Annotated in this window: 21 protein-coding genes, 1 tRNA gene and 3 pseudogenes; 17 read left to right on the top strand and 8 right to left on the bottom strand. The window is 60.8% G+C overall.

All coding sequences use genetic code 11. From position 1 onward, the window contains the following. Positions 1 to 38: 38 nt before the first annotated feature. From coaBC to IB235_RS15640, 9 genes are all read left to right on the top strand, one after another. On the top strand, positions 39 to 1,316 hold the full coding sequence (gene coaBC, locus IB235_RS15680; RefSeq protein ID WP_192337471.1) for a bifunctional phosphopantothenoylcysteine decarboxylase/phosphopantothenate--cysteine ligase CoaBC: 1,278 nt from the start codon (positions 39 to 41) through the stop codon (positions 1,314 to 1,316). Beyond that, the gene (locus tag IB235_RS15675; RefSeq protein ID WP_155040898.1) at positions 1,313 to 2,383 is read left to right on the top strand and encodes a cysteine desulfurase family protein; all 1,071 of its coding nucleotides are present in this window, start codon (positions 1,313 to 1,315) and stop codon (positions 2,381 to 2,383) included. Before coaBC ends, IB235_RS15675 begins: the two co-directional genes overlap by 4 nt. A gap of 1 nt (position 2,384) precedes the next feature. Continuing rightward, entirely contained in the window at positions 2,385 to 3,911 is a 1,527-nt protein-coding gene (sufB, locus tag IB235_RS15670) for a Fe-S cluster assembly protein SufB (RefSeq protein ID WP_155040899.1), read from the top strand. A gap of 126 nt (positions 3,912 to 4,037) precedes the next feature. Continuing rightward, on the top strand, positions 4,038 to 4,793 hold the full coding sequence (sufC, locus tag IB235_RS15665) for a Fe-S cluster assembly ATPase SufC (protein WP_155040900.1): 756 nt from the start codon (positions 4,038 to 4,040) through the stop codon (positions 4,791 to 4,793). Further along, a complete protein-coding gene (locus IB235_RS15660) occupies positions 4,793 to 6,121 on the top strand; it encodes a SufD family Fe-S cluster assembly protein (protein ID WP_192337470.1) in 1,329 nt (442 codons plus the stop codon). Before sufC ends, IB235_RS15660 begins: the two co-directional genes overlap by 1 nt. Positions 6,122 to 6,129: 8 nt before the next feature. Beyond that, complete coding sequence (locus IB235_RS15655) at positions 6,130 to 6,618, top strand: hypothetical protein (protein WP_155040902.1); 489 nt, start codon at positions 6,130 to 6,132, stop codon at positions 6,616 to 6,618. After that, the gene (locus tag IB235_RS15650; RefSeq protein ID WP_155040903.1) at positions 6,615 to 7,202 is read left to right on the top strand and encodes a YIP1 family protein; all 588 of its coding nucleotides are present in this window, start codon (positions 6,615 to 6,617) and stop codon (positions 7,200 to 7,202) included. Before IB235_RS15655 ends, IB235_RS15650 begins: the two co-directional genes overlap by 4 nt. Continuing rightward, positions 7,199 to 8,410, top strand: coding sequence for a cysteine desulfurase (locus IB235_RS15645; protein ID WP_192337469.1), 1,212 nt, complete (start codon positions 7,199 to 7,201; stop codon positions 8,408 to 8,410). Before IB235_RS15650 ends, IB235_RS15645 begins: the two co-directional genes overlap by 4 nt. Before the next feature lie 46 nt (positions 8,411 to 8,456). After that, a tRNA-Arg gene (locus IB235_RS15640) sits at positions 8,457 to 8,533 on the top strand. A 718-nt stretch (positions 8,534 to 9,251) separates the two neighbouring features. Here the strand turns inward: IB235_RS15640 and IB235_RS15635 are convergent. After that, entirely contained in the window at positions 9,252 to 9,542 is a 291-nt protein-coding gene (locus IB235_RS15635) for a hypothetical protein (RefSeq protein WP_192337468.1), read from the bottom strand. Positions 9,543 to 9,929: 387 nt separating this feature from the next. On the opposite strand from IB235_RS15635, the gene IB235_RS15630 reads away from it, so the two are divergent. After that, complete coding sequence (locus tag IB235_RS15630; RefSeq protein ID WP_192337467.1) at positions 9,930 to 10,382, top strand: hypothetical protein; 453 nt, start codon at positions 9,930 to 9,932, stop codon at positions 10,380 to 10,382. A 198-nt stretch (positions 10,383 to 10,580) separates the two neighbouring features. Here IB235_RS15630 and IB235_RS15625 read toward each other — a convergent pair whose 3' ends face one another. Both IB235_RS15625 and IB235_RS15620 read right to left on the bottom strand, forming a co-directional pair. Next, a complete protein-coding gene (locus IB235_RS15625) occupies positions 10,581 to 11,255 on the bottom strand; it encodes a hypothetical protein (protein WP_192337466.1) in 675 nt (224 codons plus the stop codon). Further along, a complete protein-coding gene (locus tag IB235_RS15620; RefSeq protein WP_192337465.1) occupies positions 11,239 to 12,315 on the bottom strand; it encodes a GSCFA domain-containing protein in 1,077 nt (358 codons plus the stop codon). Before IB235_RS15620 ends, IB235_RS15625 begins: the two co-directional genes overlap by 17 nt. A gap of 283 nt (positions 12,316 to 12,598) precedes the next feature. Between IB235_RS15620 and IB235_RS15615 the strand changes: the two genes are divergently transcribed. From IB235_RS15615 to IB235_RS15590, 6 genes and pseudogenes are all read left to right on the top strand, one after another. After that, a complete protein-coding gene (locus IB235_RS15615; RefSeq protein WP_192337464.1) occupies positions 12,599 to 12,781 on the top strand; it encodes a hypothetical protein in 183 nt (60 codons plus the stop codon). Positions 12,782 to 12,787: 6 nt separating this feature from the next. Beyond that, a pseudogene (locus tag IB235_RS25580) lies at positions 12,788 to 13,450 on the top strand (portal protein); the annotation flags it as partial. 46 nt (positions 13,451 to 13,496) lie between these two features. Further along, a pseudogene (locus tag IB235_RS25870) lies at positions 13,497 to 14,439 on the top strand (portal protein). After that, a complete protein-coding gene (locus IB235_RS15600; RefSeq protein WP_192337461.1) occupies positions 14,436 to 14,750 on the top strand; it encodes a hypothetical protein in 315 nt (104 codons plus the stop codon). The pseudogene IB235_RS25870 and the gene IB235_RS15600 overlap by 4 nt, the downstream one beginning before the upstream one ends. A 15-nt stretch (positions 14,751 to 14,765) precedes the next feature. After that, a complete protein-coding gene (locus IB235_RS15595; protein WP_192337460.1) occupies positions 14,766 to 15,155 on the top strand; it encodes a major capsid protein in 390 nt (129 codons plus the stop codon). Between the two features lie 740 nt (positions 15,156 to 15,895). Then, positions 15,896 to 16,162, top strand: coding sequence for a hypothetical protein (locus IB235_RS15590; protein WP_192337459.1), 267 nt, complete (start codon positions 15,896 to 15,898; stop codon positions 16,160 to 16,162). 95 nt (positions 16,163 to 16,257) lie between these two features. Here IB235_RS15590 and IB235_RS15585 read toward each other — a convergent pair whose 3' ends face one another. The 4 genes from IB235_RS15585 to IB235_RS15570 all read right to left on the bottom strand — a co-directional run bounded on the left by IB235_RS15585 (position 16,258) and on the right by IB235_RS15570 (position 18,481). Beyond that, positions 16,258 to 16,458, bottom strand: a complete 201-nt coding sequence (locus IB235_RS15585; protein ID WP_192337458.1) for a hypothetical protein — start codon at positions 16,456 to 16,458, stop codon at positions 16,258 to 16,260. Positions 16,459 to 16,555: 97 nt separating this feature from the next. Beyond that, complete coding sequence (locus IB235_RS15580) at positions 16,556 to 17,299, bottom strand: hypothetical protein (protein WP_192337457.1); 744 nt, start codon at positions 17,297 to 17,299, stop codon at positions 16,556 to 16,558. Further along, positions 17,296 to 18,177 (bottom strand): glycosyltransferase family 2 protein, encoded by an 882-nt coding sequence (locus IB235_RS15575; RefSeq protein ID WP_192337456.1) that lies wholly within the window; start codon positions 18,175 to 18,177, stop codon positions 17,296 to 17,298. Before IB235_RS15575 ends, IB235_RS15580 begins: the two co-directional genes overlap by 4 nt. A gap of 43 nt (positions 18,178 to 18,220) precedes the next feature. Beyond that, positions 18,221 to 18,481, bottom strand: coding sequence for a hypothetical protein (locus tag IB235_RS15570; protein ID WP_192337455.1), 261 nt, complete (start codon positions 18,479 to 18,481; stop codon positions 18,221 to 18,223). 313 nt (positions 18,482 to 18,794) lie between these two features. Between IB235_RS15570 and IB235_RS15565 the strand changes: the two are divergent. Further along, a pseudogene (locus tag IB235_RS15565) lies at positions 18,795 to 19,923 on the top strand (IS3 family transposase). 382 nt (positions 19,924 to 20,305) lie between these two features. Here the strand turns inward: IB235_RS15565 and IB235_RS15560 are convergent. Continuing rightward, positions 20,306 to 23,095 carry a bifunctional aconitate hydratase 2/2-methylisocitrate dehydratase gene (locus IB235_RS15560; protein WP_192337454.1) on the bottom strand — a complete coding sequence of 930 codons (2,790 nt, stop codon included), beginning with the start codon at positions 23,093 to 23,095 and terminating at the stop codon, positions 20,306 to 20,308. Between the last annotated feature and the right edge of the window lie 500 nt (positions 23,096 to 23,595).

The raw sequence follows: 23,595 nt of genomic DNA, 5'->3' as shown, positions 1-23,595 counted from the left end.
CTATGTGCAGGGCAAGACCAAGTTTCAGGGGGTGCCATATGCCGGACAGCCGCGTCCTGCTGATCGTTGCCGGCGGAATTGCCGCGTTCAAGATACCCGAGCTGATCCGCCAGATGCGGCGCGAGGGGATCGAGGTCGTGCCCGTGCTGACCCGCGCAGGCGCGGAATTCGTGACGCCTCTGACGCTGTCGGCTTTGGCCGATCAGCCCTGCCACACGCAGCTGTTCGATCTGACCCGCGAATCCGAGATGGGCCATATCCAGCTGTCGCGCAGCGCCGATCTGGTTGTGGTGGCCCCGGCCACGGCGGATCTGATGGCGCGGATGGCGGCGGGGATGGCGGATGATCTGGCCTCGACGCTGCTGCTGGCGACCGATAAGCCGGTGCTGGTTGCGCCCGCGATGAACGTTCGCATGTGGCTGCATCCGGCAACCCAGCGCAACCGCGACATTCTGGAAAGCGACGGCGTCAATTTTGTCGGCCCGGATGAGGGCGACATGGCCTGCGGCGAATACGGTCCGGGCCGCATGGCCGAGCCCGAAGCGATCCTTGAGGCGATCCGCGCCATGCTGGGGCGCGAGAGGCCGCTGCGCCTGCCGCTTGAGGCGGTGGTGACCGGACCCGAGGGCCACCGTCTGGCGGGGCGGCATGTGATCGTGACCTCGGGGCCGACGCATGAGCCGATCGACCCGGTGCGCTACATTGCCAACCGTTCGAGCGGTGCGCAGGGGACGGCGATCGCCGGCGCCTTGCGCGATCTGGGGGCAAGGGTCAGCTTTGTCACCGGTCCGGCGGATGTGCCGCCGCCAGCGGGTGTTCAGGTGATCCGCGTCCAGACCGCCCGCCAGATGCGCGACGCGGTCGAGGCTGCCTTGCCCGCCGATGCCGCTGTGATGGCGGCGGCAGTGGCCGATTGGCAGGTGGTCAATGCCCAGGACAGCAAGATCAAGAAGGATGGCTCGGGCCTGCCTCCGGTGCTGGAATTTGCCGAGAACCCGGATATTCTGGCGTGGCTTTCCCGGCTTGAGGAGTCGCGCCCCGGTCTGGTCGTGGGCTTTGCCGCCGAGACGGATGACGTGATCGCCCATGCCACGGCCAAACGCCTGCGCAAGGGCGCGGATTGGATCGTCGCCAATGATGTCAGCCCGGAAACCGGCATCATGGGCGGCAGTGAAAACGCGGTGACGCTGATCAGTGACGATGGCGCCGAGGAATGGCCGCGCATGGACAAGACCGATGTCGCGCGCCGTCTGGCCGAGCGCATCGCCGACGCACTGACCGGGCCGGTGCTTTACGGATCAGAGGTGGACGCATGACCGAGCGGGTTTATCTGGACTGGAACGCAACCGCACCTTTGCGCCCCGAGGCGCGGGCCGCGATGCTGGCTGCGACCGAGATCGTCGGCAACCCTTCCTCGGTCCATGCCGAAGGTCGGGCGGCGAAATCGGCCCTCGAGCGGGCGCGTGAAGATGTCGCATCCGCGCTGGGGGCCGAAGGTGCGGATGTGATCTTTACCTCGGGGGCGACGGAATCCGCTGCGCTGATCTTGCAGGGTCGCGATCTGGCCTGTGCGCCAGCCGAACATGCTGCGGTGCTGGCATGGTGCCGCGCCGAGCTTGAGGTGGACCGCAACGGCAAGGTCGCCGTCCCCGACCCGTCGCGGGCGGCGCTGCAACTGGCCAACCCTGAAACCGGCGTCATTCAGGACCTGCCGCAGGGGCTGGCGGTCAGCGACCTGACGCAAGCCTTTGGCAAGATACCCTTCGCCTTCAACTGGCTGGGAATCGATGCTGGCTTCGTCAGCGCACACAAGCTGGGCGGGCCGCGCGGCATCGGGGCGTTGGTTGTCAAGCGCGGCACGGATGTACAGGCGCGGCTGAAGGGCGGCGGGCAGGAACAAGGCCGCCGCGCCGGGACTGAAAACCTGATTGGCATCATGGGATTTGCCGCCGCAGCAAAAGCGGCGCAGAATGATCTGGATCAAGGTATCGCAGAAAAAGTGTCAGGCATCCGCGATTCGCTGATGACCGCACTGGAATCCGGCGCAGAAATGGTTACATTCCCCGGACGCGAATCCCGCCGCCTGCCGAACACATTGTCTGTCCTGACGCCAGGTTGGCGCGGAGAGACCCAGGTGATGCAGATGGATCTTGCCGGTTTTGCCGTTTCGGCGGGATCGGCCTGTTCCTCGGGCAAAGTGCGGCCCAGCAATGTGCTGACTTCCATGGGGATCGCGACGGAATGGGCGGGCGATGCAATCCGCGTCTCGATCGGGCCGACCACGGACCATCGGGACGTCATGCGTTTTGCAGAAGCCTGGCTGGCGGCATATGAGCGCTGGCGGCAAAGGAACGAAGCGCGGGCAACCGCAGGAAGGGTTTGAGATGGCTGAACAGATCAGCGATGCAATCGAGGTGCGCGAGGGCGTAGACCGCGAGACCGTCGAGACCGTCCAGAACATGGGGTCCTACAAATACGGCTGGGACACCGAGATCGAGATGGAATACGCGCCGAAAGGCGTCAATGAGGACATCGTCCGGCTGATCTCGGCCAAGAACGAAGAACCGGAATGGATGACCGAGTGGCGCCTTCAGGCATTCCGCCGCTGGCAGACCATGACCGAACCCAAATGGGCGATGCTGAACTATCCTGAGATCAACTATCAGGACCAGTATTACTACGCTCGTCCGAAAAGCATGGAAGTGAAGCCGAAGTCCTTGGACGAGGTCGATCCCAAACTGCTGGCCACCTACGAAAAGCTGGGCATCCCGCTGAAGGAACAGATGATCCTCGCGGGCATCGAAGGTTCGGGCGACACCCCGGCAGAAGGCCGCAAGGTCGCCGTGGACGCGGTCTTCGACTCGGTTTCCGTGGGCACCACCTTCAAGGATGAACTGGCGAAAGCCGGCGTCATCTTCTGCTCGATCTCGGAAGCGATCCGCGAGCATCCCGAACTGGTCAAGAAATACCTCGGCTCGGTCGTGCCGCAATCGGACAACTTCTTTGCGACGCTGAACTCGGCCGTCTTCTCGGACGGGTCCTTCGTCTACATCCCGCCGGGCACCCGTTGCCCGATGGAACTGTCGACCTATTTCCGCATCAACGCGGAAAACACCGGCCAGTTCGAGCGCACGCTGATCATCGCCGACAAGGGCAGCTATGTCAGCTACCTTGAAGGCTGCACCGCGCCCAAGCGCGACGTGGCCCAGCTGCACGCTGCCGTCGTCGAAATCGTCATTCTGGAAGATGCCGAGGTCAAATACTCGACCGTCCAGAACTGGTTCCCCGGCGACGAGGAAGGCAAAGGCGGCATCTACAACTTCGTCACCAAGCGCGCGGATTGCCGCGAGGCGCGGGCGAAGGTCATGTGGACGCAGGTCGAGACCGGCTCGGCCATCACCTGGAAATACCCGTCCTGCATCCTGCGCGGCGAGGAATCCCAAGGCGAGTTCTACTCGATCGCCATCGCCAACAACATGCAGCAGGCCGATACCGGGACCAAGATGATCCATCTTGGCAAGAACACCCGCTCGCGCATTGTTTCCAAAGGGATTTCCGCCGGTAAGGCGCAGAATACCTATCGCGGTCTGGTGTCGATGCACCCCAAGGCAACCAACAGCCGCAACTACACGCAATGCGACAGCCTGCTGATCGGCGATCAGTGCGGCGCCCATACCGTGCCCTATATCGAGGTCAAGAACACCTCGTCCCGTGTCGAGCATGAGGCCACCACCAGCAAGGTCGATGACGACCAGCTGTTCTATTGCCGCGCCCGCGGCATGGACGAGGAAGAGGCCGTGGCGCTGGTCGTGAACGGTTTCTGCCGCGAGGTCCTTCAGGCACTTCCGATGGAATTCGCCATGGAAGCGCAATCGCTGGTCGCGATCTCGCTGGAAGGGTCCGTGGGTTGATCCGCTGCCGCGCCAGCCAAGGGCTTGAGCGCGGCAAATGCTTCGCAGGACGGCATGGCCGCCCTGAAATCCATTCTGATGGTGTCGGGGCCCGGCACCGCCACACCATCGACTGAGGTAAGAATAATGCTGAACATCAAGAACCTGCACGTCAAACTTGAGGACGAGGACAAGCAGATCCTCAAGGGCGTCGACCTGACCGTCCCTGCGGGCGAAGTCCATGCAATCATGGGCCCGAACGGCTCGGGTAAATCCACGCTGTCCTATGTCCTGTCGGGCCGCGACGGCTACGAAGTGACCGAGGGCGAGGCCAGCCTTTACGATCACGACCTGCTGGACATGGAGCCGGAAGAGCGCGCCGCAGCGGGCCTGTTCCTTGCCTTCCAATACCCGGTCGAGATCCCCGGCGTCGGCAACCTGACCTTCCTGCGCACCGCGGTGAACGCTCAGCGCAAGGCGCGCGGCGAGGAAGAACTGTCCTCGGGCGAGTTCCTGAAACTGGTCCGCGAAAAAGCCAAGACCCTGCAGATCGACGCCGAGATGCTGAAGCGTCCGGTCAATGTCGGCTTCTCGGGCGGCGAAAAGAAGCGCAACGAGATCCTGCAGATGGCGATGCTGGAACCCAAGATGTGCATCCTTGACGAAACGGACTCGGGTCTGGACGTCGATGCGATGCGTCTGGTGGCCGAAGGCGTGAACGCCCTGCGTTCGCCCGAGCGCAGCTTCCTTGTCATCACCCACTACCAGCGCCTGCTGGACCACATCAAACCGGATGTCGTCCACATCATGTCGAATGGCCGCATCATCAAGACCGGCGGTCCGGAACTGGCGCTGGAAGTCGAGAAGAATGGCTATGGCGATCTTCTGGCGGAGGTCGGCTAATGGCGGATACGGCTGTTCTTGCCGCCCAGACGGTTGCGGCCAAGGCACGTCCCGCCGGGACGGCGCTTGCAGCCCGTCTGGCGGAACTGGACCTGCCCACCGGTGGCTTCACCCGCGCAGCCCGCGCGGATGCGGCGGCCCGGCTTGAGGCGATGGGCCTGCCCGGTGCGCGCGACGAATACTGGCGCTATACCGATCCGGCGCCCTTCAACGCGCCGACGGCCGATGCGCTGGCCTATACCGACCGTGAATCGACCCTGTTCGGCGGAATCGACCGCCTGAAGCTGGTCTTTGTCGACGGACGTTTCGACGCCTCGTCCTCGGATGCGCTGGAAGGCGAGGGGCTTGAGATCACGACGCTGGCCGCTGCCGATGCGGCGGGCGATCATTGGGCGGCTGACCTTTATGGTAAGCTGGAAGCCTCGGGTCAGAAGCCGGTGAAGCGTCCCTTCGCCGTGCTGAACACGCTGGCGGCGGTCGATGGCGTGCTGATCCGCGTCACCGGTAAGGTCTCGCGTCCGGTGCATGTGATGTATCGCCGCGTGGCGCTGGATGCCGACGTCACCGTCCACCATGTCGTCCGGCTTGAGGAAGGCTCGGAGCTGACCCTGCTGGAAACCGGTGGCATCGGCGCGCGTTCGAACGTCGCGATGGAAGTTGAACTGGGCCGCGAGGCGCGTTTCCACCACATCGCCAGCAAGCGTGCGGATGACGCCAAGGTTGGTATCGGCCATGTCTTTGCCCGCGTGGGCGAAGGCGCGCTGTTCAAATCCTTCACGCTGTCCGTGAATGGCAGCATGATGCGCAATGAAGGCGTGATCGAGATCGTCGGCGATGACGCGGTGGCCCATATCGCGGCAGCCGTGCTGGGCGATGGCGGCGAAGGCCGCTTCCACCATGACGACACCGTCTTCATCACTCATGCCGCCGAGCGCTGCGAAAGCCGCCAGGTCTATAAGAAGGTGTTGAAGAACGGCGCTCATGGCATCTTCCAGGGCAAGATCCTGGTGAAGCCGGGCGCGCAAAAGACCGATGGCTACCAGATCAGCCAAGGCCTTCTGCTGGACGAGGGCAGCCAGTTCCTCGCCAAGCCGGAACTGGAAATCTATGCGGATGACGTGAAATGTTCGCATGGCTCGACCACTGGCGCGCTGGATGAAACCGCGATGTTCTACCTGCGCTCGCGCGGGGTTCCGAAGGAACAGGCGGTGGTTCTGCTGGTGCTGTCCTTCCTGGCCGATGCGCTGGATGAGATCGAGGATGACCGCCTGCGCGGCGACATCCTGACCCGTCTGGACGAGTGGCTGACCAGCCGCGCTTCGGCCTGAGACCTGCGATGACCCGCGCCGGTCTTGTCCCGCGGATCATCGAAAGCTGGCGGGCGCCGGGCAGGGTGGTGAACTCCCTGCGCGGTCTGCCCGACCGGGCGCTGATCGCGATCCTGATGTCAGCCATGCTGGTCTTTCTGATCGCGCAGGCGCCGCAGCATGCGCGGGATGCGCATCTGGACCCCTCGGTGCCGTTGCAGGCACGGATGGGCGGGGCGCTTCTTGCGGTAATGTTCATGATGCCGCTGCTGGCCTACGGTCTGGCAGCACTGGTATCCATCCTGTCCCGGCTGACGCCCCGGCCGATCGATGGGCAGGATTCGCGGCTGGCGCTGTTCTGGGCGCTGCTTGCGGTCTCGCCCGCGATGCTGCTTGCGGGCCTGACCGCCGGGCTGATCGGGCCGGGGGCCGCGCTGACGCTGACACGGGCGGTGGCGGGTCTGGGCTTTCTCGTGATATGGGGCGCCGGACTGGGCGCATTGACGAGGACGGAATGAAATTCGGTGAACTAGGCGATTTGGTGGTCCTGACCCTGCGGACCCCCGAGCGCGCGGTGCGCCTGCTGCGCGATCTGGACTTCGGCATGGCCGAGCGTTGGATGATCGCGTTGCTGGCGGCCTGTCTGTCCAGCCTGCTGGCTGGCATTGCGCGGCAGATGTTTCCGCCGATCGCCTCGGACCCGCTTTCGGCGATCCTGTCGGTCCCGCTGACGCTGGCCGGTCTGCAATTCGCCGCCATGGTGCTGTCGGCCGTCGCGGTGACGGTGATCGGGCGCGCCTTTGGCGGCAAGGGCGAATTCGCCGACGCGCTGGTTCTTGTTGCTTGGGTCGAGCTGATCCTTGTCGGGCTTCAGGCCGTGCAACTTGTCCTGATGCTGCTGGTCCCGCCCACAGCGACGCTGATGTCGCTGGTCGCATTCGGCCTGTCGATCTATCTGACCATTGCCCTGACCAAGGCGTTGCATGGTTTCACCAGCACGCCCAAGGTCGCGCTTGGCTTTATCGGCGGCGTCTTTCTGGTGGCGACGATCCTGTCGATCCTGGCCGCCGCATTTGGAATCCTTCCGGAGGTCTCGCCATGAGCTTCGATGTCGACAAGATCCGCGCCGATTTCCCGATCCTGTCGCGGCAGGTAAACGGGCGCCCCTTGGTCTATCTGGACAATGGTGCCTCGGCCCAGAAGCCGACCGTGGTGATCGAGGCCATCACCCGCGCCTATGAGGCGGAATATGCGAACGTCCATCGCGGACTGCATTTCCTGTCGAACCTGGCGACCGAGAATTACGAGCGCGTCCGTTCGATCATCGCCCGCTTCCTGAACGCGCCGCATGAAGATGAGGTCATCTTCACCTCTGGCTCGACCGAGGGGATCAACCTTGTGTCCTATGGCTGGGCCGCGCCACGTCTGCAGGCCGGGGATGAGATCGTGGTGTCCGTGCTGGAGCATCACGCCAATATCGTGCCCTGGCATTTCCTGCGCGAGCGTCAGGGCGTCGTGCTGAAATGGGTTGAGCCGGAACCGGATGGCAGCCTGCCGCCCGAAAAGGTGCTGGCTGCGGTGGGGCCAAAAACCAAGCTGATCGCCATCACCCATATGTCGAACGTGACCGGCACGGTGGTCGATGTCGGCGCGATCGGACGCGGGACGGATGTGCCGGTTCTGGTCGATGGCAGTCAGGCTTCGGTCCATATGCCGGTCGACGTGGCCAGCCTTGGTGTCGATTTCTACTGCATCACCGGGCACAAGCTTTACGGCCCCTCGGGGTCCGGTGCGATCTGGATCAAGCGCGAGCGGCAGGCCGAGATGCGGCCCTTCATGGGCGGCGGCGACATGATTCGCACCGTCACCCGCGACAGCGTCGATTATGCCGACCCGCCCCTGCGCTTCGAGGCCGGAACCCCCGGCATCGTCAACCAGATCGGTCTTGGCGCGGCGCTGGAATACCTGATGGGCCTTGGCATGGACAATGTCGCCGCGCATGAACACGACCTGCGCGACTACGCCCGTGAACGCCTGCGCAGCCTGAACTGGCTGAACGTGCAGGGCGATGCCGCTGACAAGGGCGCGATCTTTTCTATGACGATGGAGGGGGCGCATGCGCATGATATCTCGACCATCCTCGACAAGCGTGGAATCGCGGTCCGGGCCGGTTCCCATTGCGCCATGCCGCTGATGGATTTCTTCGGCGTCAGCGCCACGGCCCGCGCCAGCTTCGCGCTTTACAACACTCGCGCCGAGGTCGACGCATTGGTCGACGGCCTTGGACTTTGCCGCGAGCTTTTTGCCTGACCCCCATTGCATGGCCGCGAATTAGCGGCTATGCAGCCCAAGCGTTGCACCCGTAGCTCAGCTGGATAGAGCGTTGCCCTCCGAAGGCAAAGGCCACACGTTCGAATCGTGTCGGGTGCGCCATTAAATCAATCAGTTAGTCGTGCGACCGGCCTTTAGGTGTCGGCTTCCGCACAGATTGTGCGCACAATTTGGTGCTGATCCATGGCATTGCGAACCGATGCCTGCGCTTCTGGATGATGGTGCCCATACACGGTTTCAGTGGTCTGGATTGACGCCCCGAAGTAACTGGCCGCATCCCAAGCCTTCGCCCCGTGCTACATGGCCCACGTAATCGCGGTGTGCGGCAGGGTGTGCGGGGTCACGTCCGGCATTCCTGCTTCCTCTGCGATGGCGACCCATCCGGTCTTGATGTCGCCGCGGCGCCCGCCTTGATATTCGATCACCCAGCGCGCGCCGAGCCTCCCATCTGTGAAGGTGGGTCAGCAGTCGGCGGGGTAGGCTGGCCGGTGGCTGACGCTTCTTCGTCTCGCGCGTTCCATCAGCGCAGCGGTAGAGCAGGCCGCGTTCGGTGTCGATCTAGCGCCGTAGCTCACCGCGCGCGTCTGACCGTACAGCATCATTTTGGTTGTCAGGCGAGATTTACCATAGCGCCGCCACGTCTCTCCCTTGTCGGCGGAGACTGGCAGCGTCCCCAGAATGGCAGCTGCGCCTCGATCGCGCTTCTAATGTGCCCAGCGTCCTTGACGGATGGGCTATACTACGCTCGCGTAGAAGATCAAGGCGTCTGCGAGCAGGAATTGTTCCGGAAGCGACGGTCCGGTCGGTCGATCGCGGCTGGCTATATAGAGCGCGAGTCGCTTCTCAGCTTCCGCGAGGTCTCTCGTGCCAGATGCCGTCTCTGGTCTGCCAGTGTCACGGATGACGTATTTCCCGCGAGCAGCATGGAAATAGAGGCGTGTGCGTTTGGAGCGTTACGGCATTTTTTGATCAGTTTTGGGATGGTTTCGGGTCCAATTCGGACGGTGCGTCCGAATTGGACAAATAGGCCGTGGCGTTCAGCTTCACGGCGCAGGGCTTTGGCCGGGATATTCATCTGTGCGGCGGCTTCGGTGATCGTGAGCAGGTTCATTCTCCGCCCTCCGTGCTGGCGATGGCGACGCTTGATCCGAACCCTGCGAGGGCTAGGCCGCATGTGCAGATGTCGCCCCGATTACCTAAGCAGTTTCCAACATGTTGGCCCCAACGTTCTAGCCACGCGGCAGGGCCTTTCATCATCGCCCGTGGCGCCGCGCTCTCGCGCTCAAGGGCTTCGATGCAGTCAGCGGCGGCATGTTGCGTGCAAACATGTTGAGTGTCCCATGGGCCGCTCCCAAATACAGACCGCAGCTGCGCGATCAGTTCAGCGTCACCCATCCCGCCCTTCCTGTTACCTGCGCACGAGGATGGCGGCGGCGTAAGCAAGGCCGAGACGATTCCCCGGATTGGTGCGGGAGTGACCGTCTGCGACGAGAGCTTGATGTCGCCGAAAGAATGCGCCGCCCATCGCCGGGCGATATGCCTTGAGGTCAAGATCGTCCTGAATGTCGTGTTAGACCCCATTCGGCCCGATGAGGTCTGCGGGTTCATGGAGGGATCAGCAACTTCTGGTCGGGCAATGAACGGCGTAATCGCGGGCTTCCTCGGTCAAGGGCCGATCAGCGCGTTTGAGTTCCAGCCGCGTCTGAACACGTCCGAGGCATCGCGGACGATGGATTGGAACAACATCGATTTCGGTGATCGCTGCGTCATGTATCCGCGCGAGGATGGCTTGCCCGCACAACCTGATGAGTGCTGGCTGCGCGCGCGCTGGCGCTGCTTACCCGGCCCCGGTGCGGTTCCAGTCGCAGGATGCCAGCGGAGTGGCCGAGGTGCCGCATTCCGGGATCACGCCACGCGCGCGCTGGCATGCTCATGGGTCCGTTTGGAATGACAGGCGCGAATGGCGCCTATATGAGCGCGGGCAATGGTTCACCGGAAGGCGTCGTGTCTTGCCTTCGTGGCTTTTGCATCCGGCTAGATGGCGGCGCAGGAACCACCATTTACGCCAAGGAAACGGGCTCAGTCAGTCATCCTGGATGGGGAGCAAAATAAACGCCATCGACCTATTAGGCCGACGGCGATTTTTCCGCTACGCCCACTTCGCCTCCTTAAGCAAAAGCTCGGCATAGTCGGCATTCTTATGGAGGATGTCTCCGGGACCGATATTGTACTGCGCCTTCACGGTCTTGCCGTCGACAGTGCAGTCGAATGGGGTCTTAAGTAATTGAACTTCGCAACTTTCGTAAAACGACTGATAGCTCGTCCAAATCAGGTCAAAGATTTTCTCGGTCCAGACTTCCGGTTTGGTGGTGTCCTCGCAAACCCCCTCCGTATTCCCGCGCGGTGGCGTTGGGAAGGCAATTATATTACCAGCGAATTCGGCCCGGATACGTTGCAGAAATCGGGCGCCCGGCAGAGTTGGTATGAAGCTCTCGATGCTTTGCTGAATGAACTCTTCCGGATAGCGGCATTTCCCGGACGCCGAGGATCTTAAAAACTCATCGAAGACAGCCTGCGTCTTCACACGTCCTCCGCAGTACAGGATGTTTTTGTAGCCATCGATCCTGACTGGCTCTAGCCCGGATTTTACCGGGGCGTGAAGCTCTCCTTCGTTCAGGCGGCTCCGGTTGAAGAACGAGCCCGAGACCGACCAGAAGTCGACCTCACCCTTTGGGAAGAATTTGCGCTTTTCATCAAAGAGATTCTTGATCATGGCAACGTTGCTGTCGCCGATGATGAGAAGGGCCTTATTTCGCGAAAGCATTCAGGATCACCTCTTCGCAAACAACGTCATCGTTCTCGTCAATATCGTCTTCGTCCTCGGAGGCGTGCTTTGCCGTTGTCTCGGTTGGGCTGGCTGATGTTTTGTCGAACCGCTTGATTGCCGTGAAGAAGTAGCTGAGGACATTGTTGACGCCTTCAGGCGAGATGTTTCTCAGGTTGCTCGAATAATGGATCGCGCGGCTGACCGGGCTCGTGATCACCTCATAAGACGGATAGTAATCGATCCGGCGATTGCCCCTAACGATCTGGTCGGCAGCCGCGCGAAGGGTGCTTTTACTACGGGTCACAGCGACCAGAACGTGGCTCTTGCTCGCGGTTGCGGTCAACGGAACAGGAGAGACGGTCAGCAAAACACTGATATTTGACTGCCGGTTCTCGTTGATGATCTTCATGGCGGCCTTGAAATCCGCCACGATACTGGTGAATTCGTGGTTGATGAACTTCACTCGATCCGGGTCGAATTCGCCACAGACGACGCCTGGACAAGACGAATATTCCTGCTTGGTCTCCCTGTCGATCCACGCTTCGGTTAGCCCCAAGGTGAAGAAGAAGATATCCGCTTGGGTGAAGGCATTGCGAATGGCGTCGAAGGTTTCCTCGCGCGAAGCGAGCAACTCTTCCTCAGTTGCAAATCCCTCAGGGCAGATCTGTTGCCGGTAGGGGTCAAAGTAGCGACCGTTGTGGACGATCGGCGGAATTCGAGGCTCATCCACTCCGAATGCGAAGCTGACCCATTGGCGCAACATCTTTGCGGTGTAGATGTTGCCTGTGCGGAAACTGAACACGCCGTAATTGTACTTCTTTTTGACATCTTCCTGCGCGAAGGCCGGGCCCGGCTCTGTGTTGAGCCAAGTGTAGCCAGCTTTGACCAAGCGCGAGCTGATGTTCTGAGCGAAGCACGAACCTGCAGTCACAATTTTATGGGTCTTGTTGATCCTGAAGCCTGGGCGCCAGAGATCGGTCAACCCCAATGGCCCAACCTCTGATACCGCCGATTTCCAGAAACTACGCGAGTCGAGGTCTAAATATGGATGTGACATTGGCTCCTCATTTCTTGCTTAAATGGGTCTCAGTTGACTGCGCGGCGATTCGTTACTCAGTTCAAGGGTGCGGGCATGGTGCGCCATGTCCATATCAATCTCACGAAGCCGTGACTTATTTTCCCATCACCCACGGGAAGTGGGTTTTTTAGTCAACCATCCAAAGTGAGATTGCGGAGAATGCCTGTCGACGAATGGGTACTGCTCACCGGAATAGCCCAACAGGTATCACCCATAGCGCCACGATTATTCTGCCCTCGTAAAAGATTTCGAGGGCACTTCCATGTGCAAGACGCCAAAGGTCGAGGAGCCAAAGCAACTGCAGGCCAGCAAGGAGCCTGTGTTCAATAGTTCTGCGACCGATCTCAGCAAGCACGGCCACAAGGGGACGATCCTGACGCAGCCGCTCACATCGCCTGTCGTCGCCCCGGCGGTAGCGGGCGGCAAAACGCTGCTTGGTGGCTGATCGCACATGGCCGCAATCGTCAACCCGACCCTGCGCAAGACTCTCGATCATCACCGCAAGGAGATGACGGACGAGTACAGCTACTGGGAATCGCACTTCGGCGAATTGCGCGATGCGATCCTGCCCACGCGCGGGCGGTTTGATGCCGGTGAACGGCGCGCCTCATCCTCGATCAGCCAGAGGCTGATCGACAACACCGCCCAGATGGCGCTGCGGACCCTGCGCGCCGGGCTGATGTCGGGCGTCACCTCGCCGTCGCGGCCATGGTTCCGGCTGGGCCTGCTGGGCTCGAGTGCCGATGAGGTGGAATTCGACGTCAAGGATTGGCTGCATGAGGTGCAGCGCCGCATGTACGAGATCATGCGCGGATCGAACATCTATCGCATGCTCGATTGCAGCTATGGCGATCTGGGCCTTTACGGCACGGCTGCAAACCTCGTCGTGCATGACTTCGAGGATGTGGTGCTCGGGCATAGCCTGCCGGTCGGCCGGTGCAAGATAGGCGAGGACGGCAACGGACGCGTCACCTCGCTCTATCGCGAAATCGAAATGCCGGTCCGGGGCATTGTCGAGTCATGGGGGCTGGATTCCTGCTCAACGCAGGTCCGCCGCGACTTCGATCGGGGCGAGTATTACAAGACCTATACCGTCTGCCACATGGTCGACGAACGCGCCGAAGGCCTCTGGCCGCCCGTGGGCATCGGTCTATTGGTAGATGAGCCAGCAGAACAAGTTCCTGCAGATCGGCGGGCATCGCATCAAGCCGCTTCTGGCTCCGCGCTGGGAGCAGGTCGAAGGAGAGGCGTGGTTCGCATCGTCGCCCGGCATGATCGCGCTGGGGGACGCGCGCTCGCTGCAGGTGTCGCAGGAGCAGAAGGCAATTGCGATCCAGAAGATGCACAACCCGCCGCGCATCGGCGGTCCGATCCAAGGGGGCATGTTCTTCGAAAACGTGCCCGGCGGTTTTACCGCGATGGCGTCGACCGATCTGAGCCAAGGCGGCGTGCGTCCCGCCTATGAGGTCAAGCCAGACATTCAGGGCTTGATCCTCGACATTCAGGAAACGCAGCAGCGGATCGAGGTCGCGTTCTACAAGGATCTGTTCCAGAGGGCCGCTGTCGCCCTGGAGGGGCGCAGCCAGATCACAGTGCGCGAGATCGCGGATCGCCATGAGGAAAAGCTGATGACGTTGGGGCCGGTGCTGGAAAGCCTGGACCACGAATTGCTGCAGCCTCTGATCGAGGCCACGTTTGCCTACATGCAAGAGGCCGACATTCTGCCCGACGCCCCTGAATCGGTCGTGGGGCAGGAAATCAAGGTCGAGTATATCTCGCTGCTGGCAGGCGCAGAAGGCCATCTGCGTCGGTTCGATCGAGCGGACCATCGGCTTTGCCGCGAGGCTGGCACAACTCAAGCCCGAAGTCCTCGACATGCTGGATAGCGACCAGATGATGCGCGAGTTCTCGGATCCGGTCGGTGCGCCTCCGGGCATTCTGCTTTCGCCGGACGAGCTGACCGCCAAGCGCGAAGCCTGGCGGCAGGCGGCACAGCAAGCGCAGATGATGACGGTGGCTGAGCCTATGGCCGGCGCGGCAAAGCTTCTGAGTAAGGCGAACCTGAATGGCATCGACGCCCTGCAACGAGGGGCCGCGCTGTGAACGTCGCCGCGATCATCAAGGAGAACCGGGACCGCAAGCTGCGGCAGGCTTGGGACGCGGTTCTTCGCACGCCTGAGGGCCGCCTGGTCATCTGGTCGATCCTCGAACACTGCCACCTGTTCAGCCAGACGCATGCCGGCGATGCCAATGACGGGTTCCGCGCAGGTATGCGCGAGGTTGGCTTACGGGTGCTGAACCAACAGGTGTTTCCGCATGACGTGAAAACCTTCGCGGGGATGCAGGTCGAACACGCCGAGATGACGGCCGAGACGAGGGGCAACTTTGCTGCCTCGCTCTATGGCAACGGCTAACGAGAGGATTGAACCATGGTCGAGTTGAACGTGAAGAACCCGGGTCTTGTCGATATCCTGTCGCGCACCGATCCGGACGGCAAGATTTCCGATATCATCGAGCTTGCCGAGAAGTCGAACCTGATCCTGAAGGATGCGGTGTTCACCGAATGCAATGGCGTCGCCAAGCACCAGCACGTCATCCGCACCGGAATCCCCGAACCGGCCTTCCGCCGCTACAATGCGGGTGTGAAACAGGGCAAATCGACCACTGCCAAGGTCGTCGACACCACCGGCATGGTTAACCGCAGGAGTGGAACAACTGATCTGTCTGGCCACAAACCTCGCCACTGTGACGGCGGCAGTTACAGTGGCCACAATCGGATGAGCGACCATCAGAAAGTTTGTATCGCCCTCGAATGGTGAACAGTGCAGATGCGGGCCGCGTGACCGCGAACCTCGGGACAACAACCGCTGGCGAGGCTGGCTGAAGAATGAACGGACGGACGCCACCACACGTCCGCCCGAGCCGACTCAAATCATGACGTAACAGCGTCGTGCTGTTTGTGCGCTTGCGCACGCGCCAGCCCCGAGGGGCGATTTTTTCTGACCAATTCATACGGAGACTTCATGACGCAGACCATCGGGAGCAAGGGCCAGCGCTTCGTCCCGACCCTCGGCGTCTTACTTAACCGCCTGTGGGTTGCTTACCGGCATTGCCTTCGGGCTGGTCGGGCAGTCCTGCTCACTACGTTAACGCCATTTGGGGACGGTGTACGGGCAGTCTGGTCCAGCCCAGCGATGCTACCCGCCCGCACCGGATCACGTCGTCAGAGGTCCCGACAATATCGTCGGTATCGTTTGGGCATGGGATGGTACGAGTTTTGGTTCGTCACCGCAGGTGATCCTGCCGGAGAATGAGCGCATTGAATGATCGGTCTGATCCGTCGATCAATCTTACCACCCTCAATATCACCATGGACTCGGCGCTAACCGGCCCCCCGTACACGGTGCTGCCGTTGAGGGGCCGGGGGAGCGCTCGAGCGGAATCCACCTGAAACGGCCCGATCCCACTTTAACACAAGCCCCACATCACGTGGGGCTTTTTCATTTCCGGGGAAACAATGGAACGGATCATCATGTACTAACCCGCGGGCACGCATGCCGTGTCGTCGCTGGACCGTCAGCACTATCACTATGTCATCGCCGGATCCGGCATTGCTGACGAAGGCGACCACACCCTCGATTGCAACACCGGCTCGATCAGGATCTCTCTGGCCGGAATGGCCGGCGCGGTTGAGGCTCCTGTCTCACCGCAGCCGTGGTCGATCACGGAAGCGCAGCTGCTGGCGCGCGCCTGGCATAAGGGGCTGTCGATCAAGAATACCGGTCTGCACTCTAAAGAGCTAAAGCGGGGGGCGGCGAGTGGTTGACCCCGAGCTAGGTGTCCGTAACCGCATTGTGCGGAACACCTTCCCTAGGAATTGCTGGCCGAAGTGTGGTTGCCGGTGGGTCAGGGTCGCCCATCTTAAGGCCTGACACAGACCAGCGTTCTGCCTTGTTCAAACCTCGGACCAAGCAGGCCGAGGGTGAAACCGTTGATGAAGTCGGCAGCGGCAGATGCGCGCTCACCTGAGGTCATCTCTCCCGGTGCAATCGGCTTCAGCAGATCTCCGGTACGGGTCTTCATAAAGTTCGCGTCGACCAGATGCACGCCAATCGCGGCCACTTGGCCGCCTTGGATAACCCGCGCAAGCCTTTGAGCCTGCCAAACATGATCTCGATTCGATTGCGGCGCTTGCGGCGGAAATCAATGGGTCCTGACCCTAAATCGAAAACCCATAGCCCAGCTTCGTCTCAAGGTCGTGGTCGAGTTGGGAAAAGACAAATGCTCGGTCGTCATCCGAGTAGGTTGCGACTTTATCTCGTCTGGACCCTTCGACGTTGCGCTGCGTCATCTCACCGAGCTGCCTCGTTGGTATCACAAAATCGTCCGCCGCATTCACCGGGATGTCGAATAATTCGCAAACCTTGCTGATGGTCTCACGTGGATATCTCGTCACGTCTTCGTGCCGTATCAAGGCGACGTTGCATCCGCGTTCCAGAACCCCAAGAAAAGCTGCGTTCTTCAGGTTGCGCAGCTGAACCGGGTTTTCCAAATGCATACCAGTGATCGGATGTCGATCGCCTTGCACGGGAAGGTCAAGAGATTTCCTCGCGCCCACTGCGCTCATGGCGCCAGGCATGTCCATCACGGTAACCCACGGAGCGCGAAGGAACTCGGAAAAGGTCACATTCACCAAACTATCGGGCACATGCCACGGTTTGGCGTACATGCTGCGCAACCAGCTCTCGGGCCCTCGGAAGCAAACGATAATCAGGTCGTCGCGCAGAACCGAGGTGAATTGCGGGACTGCATGCTTCCAACCATAATCCTTGGTGGGCTGCAGCGTGGTGTTTCTCTTGAAGAGGACATCGACAAAGTTCGTCCCCGAGGATCGCTCGCCCAGCACCTGAAAGCGCTTGATGGGGGCGGCAAACGGCCTCCTCCATGCAATAGGGTCTGTCATAAAACCCCCTCGAATTGGGCAGGCAGCCGGTATGGCCCGCGGCGACAATCGCGCCACATAAATCTGCCTCCGCGGGTCTGATAGTTCTCCAGCTGGGAAGCGCGGAAGGCTTCGATCAGCTCTGGGGACAGATCAGGACAGTCTGCGACATCCGCACTCTGCAAGGCGCGGGCAAATCGCTCTTCTCGGTCGCCCCATGTGCCAATGGCGTGATCCGACCCTTGCTTGTCAAAATCGGCGACGAGGGCCATTCGGGCGGCGTTTACCTGCCGTGAATACTCGACGTCGAAAAAGCGGAAGTGGAAAAGGAAAATTTTCGGGTCGATTTCCCACTTCTCTCTTGCCAGTGAGTGCTGGCTCCCACCCCTTGGTTGGCGTCTGAATATACAGGGTTTGGAATAGGTGCCGTCAAGGAATCCAAAGCAGCGCTGCCCCAGAATGGGACGCGCAAAATCCACTGGATCCTGCTCCGCGCTGCTGCGCTGGACGACATCGAATCCGACTGGGGAAAGCGCTGCCCCTTCGAATGGATGGGTGGACAAATATTCCGCCAGCGTTTGCCCAACGCCCGGATCCATTGTCATAAACTCATCGCAGTCGAGCGTGATTACGTGGCCGTAATAACCTCGCAGTGCGCCGGCCAGCCCGAAGAAAAGCTGTCTGCGGGATTCCTCGAAGCTTGAACCGCTCGGATCAAATGGAAGCGTGACGACTGAGCAACCCTCAGCAATCTTCTGCAGCGCGGGATCGTGACCGTGCAGGAATACGTGGAGAGCGCTGCGATTGGCCACGAGTTTGGAATGGTGGGCGATCCACTTCTCCAGCATCGCATGATCGCCCCGGACCATCGTCACAAAACAAATCGGCTCGAAACTCATTCTGTCCCTCCAGAATGCCTGACTTAACTGAGTGGGCGTTTAGTTAAAAACTCTTGCCAACGAGGCGCTGCGTGCAGGCGCCCATCCTCGTCAACTCGCTCAGGACTGCGGATGCAGCCTGGTCCCCAAGGCGTGAGGTCAAATCGCTGTTCGTCATAAACGCGAGCGTCACAATGGCTGCGACGCCCTCCGTCTTGGCGTTGTCGAGTTCTTTGGCCTGCCTCTCAACCGCAGCATGGTGGGCTACACATTTTTCGGGACCAGGAACGACCCAGATGCGCTCGTGAATGTCATGACCGTTCATATTCCCTCTCTTTGACCGAGTGGCCAGCCAAGCAGTCATCCGTGATGGCTAGGAATCGATTGGGGTGACCGTGGAAAGCGTGCGTTGGAGAATTATGAAAACCTTCTGCTCGCCGCCGCAATAGCCATTAACCCCGGACGGGCCGTTAAATAGAAAATTCTTCTAAGGTGGAAAACAAGGAATCGTGAGTGTGCTAGCCGCGCGTTCCGTATCGCCTGGCGATGCTTCGGTCTCTTAGGGTCAGGACCCATTGATTTCAGCAGGTCGACACGATCTGCAGTTGCACCGGTTCGGTTCCGGTCTTGCGATAGCGATGCTCGGCAGAGAGACTGGATATGGCAGCGATGAGTTCAAGCGGGCCGCGGTTCGCATCTGGCTCACCATCGGCCTGACACGGCGTCAGGTTGTGTCCGATCTTGGGGTTGGACTTCGACGCCTGGCAAATGGATCCGGCGACTTCCGCGCGAGAACGAACGGCTGCGCAAAGAGAACCGGGTATTCCGGGATTTGAGCCGGATCAGAAAACAGCCCAAGGAACTGTTTTCCCGGCGAAAGAGGGAAGTACTGAAAAAGGTGCCTCAGTTCTTCGCGGCTCAAAAGCCGTGAAGTTTCAATATATTGCCAGCTATCGTGGCAACCTTCCGCGCAGTCACTTGTGTCGGTTGATGGGCGTGACAGACTGTGAGCTATGCGCTTGGCGGCACCGGCGGTCATCGCACCATCAGCGACGAGGCATGGTGATCGTGGCTCATATCCGCGACCAGCACCGCCTGAGCCTGGGCAGCTATGGCAAGCGCATGACCGAGGAACTGAACGAACTGGGCTTGCAGGTGGGGCAACGTCGCATGGGCCGCTGAATGCGCCAGAACGGTATCTGGATTGTCCGCAGCCGCAAGTTCCGGCGCACCGGTGAGCGGGCCAGACCAGAAATGGGTCGGTGACATCACCGTCGCCATTGTCGCTTGGACCAATGACGCAACAGCGGCAACTCTGGGCGCGCGAGGACTGGGTCTATCTGGCAGCCATCATCGACCTGTTTTCAAGGCGTGTTATCGGACGGGCAATCAGCAGCCGGATAAAGCAGGACGTGGCGATCAGGATGCTGAACATGGCAATCGCACTGCACGTGTCCGCCACTAGGTTGCATTCATATCACCGATCGCGGCTCGCAATACTGCGCTTACGAATACCAGGAGCTTCCGTGCAGCCATGGTTTCAAAGTGTCGGTGAGCGGCAAGGGTAATTGTTTTGACAACTACGGCAGTCAAAAGCTTCTTCAACCCCCTGAATGCCGGGCTGGTCTGGCGACGCGACTGGTACGACGTGATTTCGAGATCGCCCTCTTCGAATACATCAACGACTTCAACAACCCGCGCCGCAAACACTTGGCCTCTGGTTGGAAATCACCCGCGGCTTTCGGAGAAAAGGGCCGCATAACATGAGAATCTGGCCGGAAACGAAACCGGGATAGCTCCAATTTGGCCATCATTCTCCCATCCCATTCTCCGATTTTTGCGCAGAGGCTTCAGATGGGGGGACTGTGACATTCTTGAACTGCCTATGTGAGACATTTGAGCTTTGTCGGCACGCTCAACGAAGGGGCGAGAGGTTCAGCGCAGGGTAGGGGCTTCCGATCGCCGTATTGCTGCGCGCACAGCGTGCGTGGCCGTGGGATTTTCGCGACGAACTTGTCCCATATGGCCTCCTTCCATTCCTTGGAAAGGGTTGCACCATCAGACCATGGGATCAAACACTTAGCAGTCGTTCGTGCCTCGGGATCCCGCTGGCCAATGGCCAGCGGGACGGAGGTTGGCAGCGAAGCGATCAGAAATGGACCGAACGCGCCATGCCGGGATTTTCCAGCGGCGGGGCGAATTTGGTCAACTCGATCCCTTCGACGGCGGCCTTGTATTCATCCGCGCTGGGGGTGCGGCCAAGGATTGCCGAGAGAACCACGACAGGAGTCGAGGCGAGCAGGGATTCACCCTTCTTCTCGGCGGTGTCCTCAACGACGCGGCCCTGGAACAAGCGGGTCGACGTGGCCAGAACCGTATCGCCTTTTGCCGCTTTCTCCTGGTTGCCCATGCAGAGGTTGCAGCCGGGACGCTCGAGATAGAGGATGTTTTCGTACTCGGTGCGGGCCGCGTTCTTAGGCAGCAGGTCATCGAACTCGAAGCCCGAATATTTCTGCAGGATTTCCCAGTCACCCTCGGCCTTCAACTCGTCGATGATGTTGTAGGTCGGCGCGGCGACGACCAGCGGCGCCTTGAACTCGACCTTGCCCTGAGCTTTCTCGATCCGTTTCAGCATCTGCGCGACGATCTTGATGTCGCCCTTATGGACCATGCAGGACCCGACAAAGCCCAGATCGACCTTTTTCGTGCCGCCGTAGTAGGAAACCGGGCGGATCGTGTCATGGGTGTAGCGCTTGGACACATCGGCGTTGGTCACGTCCGGGTCCGCGATCATCGGCTCGTCGATCAGGTCCAGATCCACGACGACCTCGGCGAAGTATTTCGCGTTGGCATCGGGGGCCAGAGCGGGCTTTTCGCCCGAACGGATCTCGGCGATGCGCGCATTTGCCTTGGCGATCAGACCGGCCAGCGTGCCGGCGGCATTATCCATGCCCTTGTCGATCATGATCTGGATGCGCGACTTGGCGATCTCCAGCGACTCGATCAGGGTGTCGTCCTGCGAGATGCAGATCGACGCCTTGGCCTTCATCTCGGCGGTCCAGTCGGTAAAGGTGAAGGCCTGATCGGCCAGCAGCGTGCCGATATGAACCTCGATCACGCGGCCTTGGAAGACGTTGTCGCCGCATTGCTTCAGCATCTGCGCCTGCGTCGCATGGACCACGTCACGGAAGTCCATATGCGGCTGCATCGTGCCCTTGAAGGTCACTTTCACCGATTGCGGGATCGGCATGGTGGCCTCGCCCGTGGCCAGTGCCAGCGCAACCGTGCCCGAATCCGCGCCGAAGGCCACGCCCTTGGACATGCGGGTGTGGCTGTCGCCGCCGACGATGATCGCCCAATCATCCACGGTGATGTCGTTCAGCACCTTGTGGATCACGTCCGTCATCGCGTGATAGACGCCCTTCGGGTCGCGCGCCGTGATCACGCCGAAATTGTTCATGAATTTCATGAGCTTCGGAATGTTCGCCTGCGCCTTCTTGTCCCAGACCGAGGCCGTGTGGCAGCCCGACTGATAGGCCCCGTCAACGATCGGCGAGATGACGGTGGCCGCCATCGCCTCAAGTTCCTGCGCGGTCATCAGACCGGTGGTGTCCTGCGAGCCGACGATATTGACGCGCACGCGCGCGTCCGAACCGGCATGCAGCGTCTTGCCGCCTAGAACGCCCACGGCGTTGCGGTTGAAGATCTTCTCGACGGCGGTCAGGCCCTGACCTTCGACCGAAAGCTCCTTGTTCGGGGCAAAGACCGGGGTCGGCTCGATGCCAAGGGTCTCGGCGGCGAAGGTCTGCAGCTTCTTGCCAAAGACGATGGCGTAGGAGCCACCGGCCTTCATGAACTCGACCTTCTGGGGGGTGAAGGCGGCAGCGATATCGACCAGTTCCTTGCCGGATTCGTCGCAGAGCTTCTTGTTCTTGGCGTCGATGGTCAGGACGGTGCCGGTCTCGACCGAGTATTTCTGCTCAAGGATCGGGTTGCCATCATTGTTCAGGATCGGCTTGCCGTCTTCGTCGGTCTTCTTGACCCAGTTTTTCAGGTTCAGGCCGATGCCGCCGGTCACGTCGACCGTGGTAGCGAAAATCGGCGAGATGCCGTTGGTGCCCGCTACCACCGGCGCGATATTGACGAAGGGCACATAGGGGCTGGCCTGCTTGCCGGTCCAGAGCGCGACGTTGTTCACGCCCGACATGCGCGACGAGCCGACGCCCATCGTGCCTTTCTCGGCAATCAGCATGACGCGCTTGTCCGGGTGCTGGGCCTGAAGCGCCTGAATTTCCGCCTGCGCCTCGGGCGAGATCATGCATTTGCCATGCAACTCGCGGTCCGAGCGCGAATGCGCTTGGTTGCCCGGCGAGAGCAGGTCGGTCGAGATGTCGCCTTCTGCGGCGATATAGGTCACGACCTTGACCTCGTCGTCGACCGCCGGAAGCTTGGTGAAGAACTCGGCCTTGGCATAGCTTTCAAGGACGTCCTTGGCGACGGTATTGCCAGCCTTATAGGCGTCGCCAAGACGAGCCATGTCGGCGTCATAAAGGAAGACCTGAGTTTTCAGCACGTCGCCCGCCTGCGCGGCAATCGTGGCATCCGCACCCAGCGCGAGGTCCAGCAGAACCTCGACCGACGGCCCGCCCTTCATGTGCGACAGCAGTTCAAAGGCGAATGCCGGAGTGATCTCGGCGACAATCGCATCGCCCAGAATGATCCGCTTCAGGAGCTGCGCCTTGACGCCTGCCGCGCTGGTCGTGCCGGGCAGAGTGTTGTAGATGAAGAAGTGCAGGGAATCTTTGCGGTGCTCGCTTCCGGTATCCTCGATCTGGGCGATCAGCTCGGCCACCAGTGCACCATCATCGATGGGCTTGGGATGCAGACCCTCACCTTTACGGGTTTCGATTTCGGTTAGGTAGTCGGTGTACAAGCTCATGACGATCCCTACGTAAAAGTGCCGGAAGAACTGACGCACAGGACCGCGGGATGGTCCGGTTAGCGGCAGCAGCTTAATTGTATGCGGCAGTATACCAATTCCGTTTTGGTCGCAAGCGGGTGCCCCTGTAGAACTAATCGATGTGAGGATTTGTCACGCGAACCCTGTGGGTTAGGAGCCCGGAAGGATTTCTGTTTGTAGATGAGCGGCTTAAAGGCGGTCTGCTGAGGGTTCCGGATCGTGCGGCCTTAAGCGGGATCACCCCTGACACATGTTGTCAGCGGAATCGGGCCGTGGCTCGCGCGTGAGGGGGTTGGCAGCTTTTGCGGGGGGCTGGAAAAGACTGCAGCATTTGCCCGCAGGCGGTAGCTCGTGCCTCCGATCTGGGCGCTTCCCGTTCAAGCATGGCCTCCGCCGACGATACCGCAGGTTAGCCACCACATCATTGCGGTGCGTGACCACCGAAAAGCTGGCCCGCTCGTCCAGCGCCGCCTCGACGA

It is taken from the genome of Paracoccus sp. PAR01 (genome assembly GCF_014851995.1).
Classification (GTDB): domain Bacteria; phylum Pseudomonadota; class Alphaproteobacteria; order Rhodobacterales; family Rhodobacteraceae; genus Paracoccus; species Paracoccus litorisediminis.
Note: the sequence above shows the minus strand (reverse complement) of the source record. Positions and strands in the feature narration are given on the sequence as shown.

Bases quoted from the DNA above. Each gene is read 5' to 3' on its own strand.
- IB235_RS15660 (WP_192337470.1), top strand. From the start codon at position 4,793: ATGGCGGATACGGCTGTTCTTGCCGCCCAGACGGTTGCGGCCAAGGCA.
- IB235_RS15560 (WP_192337454.1), bottom strand. From the start codon at position 23,095: ATGAGCTTGTACACCGACTACCTAACCGAAATCGAAACCCGTAAAGGT.
- sufC (WP_155040900.1), top strand. From the start codon at position 4,038: ATGCTGAACATCAAGAACCTGCACGTCAAACTTGAGGACGAGGACAAG.
- IB235_RS15625 (WP_192337466.1), bottom strand. From the start codon at position 11,255: ATGCTTTCGCGAAATAAGGCCCTTCTCATCATCGGCGACAGCAACGTT.
- IB235_RS15570 (WP_192337455.1), bottom strand. From the start codon at position 18,481: ATGAACGGTCATGACATTCACGAGCGCATCTGGGTCGTTCCTGGTCCC.
- coaBC (WP_192337471.1), top strand. From the start codon at position 39: ATGCCGGACAGCCGCGTCCTGCTGATCGTTGCCGGCGGAATTGCCGCG.
- IB235_RS15575 (WP_192337456.1), bottom strand. From the start codon at position 18,177: ATGAGTTTCGAGCCGATTTGTTTTGTGACGATGGTCCGGGGCGATCAT.
- IB235_RS15655 (WP_155040902.1), top strand. From the start codon at position 6,130: ATGACCCGCGCCGGTCTTGTCCCGCGGATCATCGAAAGCTGGCGGGCG.
- IB235_RS15645 (WP_192337469.1), top strand. From the start codon at position 7,199: ATGAGCTTCGATGTCGACAAGATCCGCGCCGATTTCCCGATCCTGTCG.
- IB235_RS15635 (WP_192337468.1), bottom strand. From the start codon at position 9,542: ATGAACCTGCTCACGATCACCGAAGCCGCCGCACAGATGAATATCCCG.
- IB235_RS15620 (WP_192337465.1), bottom strand. From the start codon at position 12,315: ATGTCACATCCATATTTAGACCTCGACTCGCGTAGTTTCTGGAAATCG.
- sufB (WP_155040899.1), top strand. From the start codon at position 2,385: ATGGCTGAACAGATCAGCGATGCAATCGAGGTGCGCGAGGGCGTAGAC.
- IB235_RS15615 (WP_192337464.1), top strand. From the start codon at position 12,599: ATGTGCAAGACGCCAAAGGTCGAGGAGCCAAAGCAACTGCAGGCCAGC.
- IB235_RS15630 (WP_192337467.1), top strand. From the start codon at position 9,930: ATGTCGCCGAAAGAATGCGCCGCCCATCGCCGGGCGATATGCCTTGAG.
- IB235_RS15580 (WP_192337457.1), bottom strand. From the start codon at position 17,299: ATGACAGACCCTATTGCATGGAGGAGGCCGTTTGCCGCCCCCATCAAG.
- IB235_RS15675 (WP_155040898.1), top strand. From the start codon at position 1,313: ATGACCGAGCGGGTTTATCTGGACTGGAACGCAACCGCACCTTTGCGC.
- IB235_RS15595 (WP_192337460.1), top strand. From the start codon at position 14,766: ATGGTCGAGTTGAACGTGAAGAACCCGGGTCTTGTCGATATCCTGTCG.
- IB235_RS15650 (WP_155040903.1), top strand. From the start codon at position 6,615: ATGAAATTCGGTGAACTAGGCGATTTGGTGGTCCTGACCCTGCGGACC.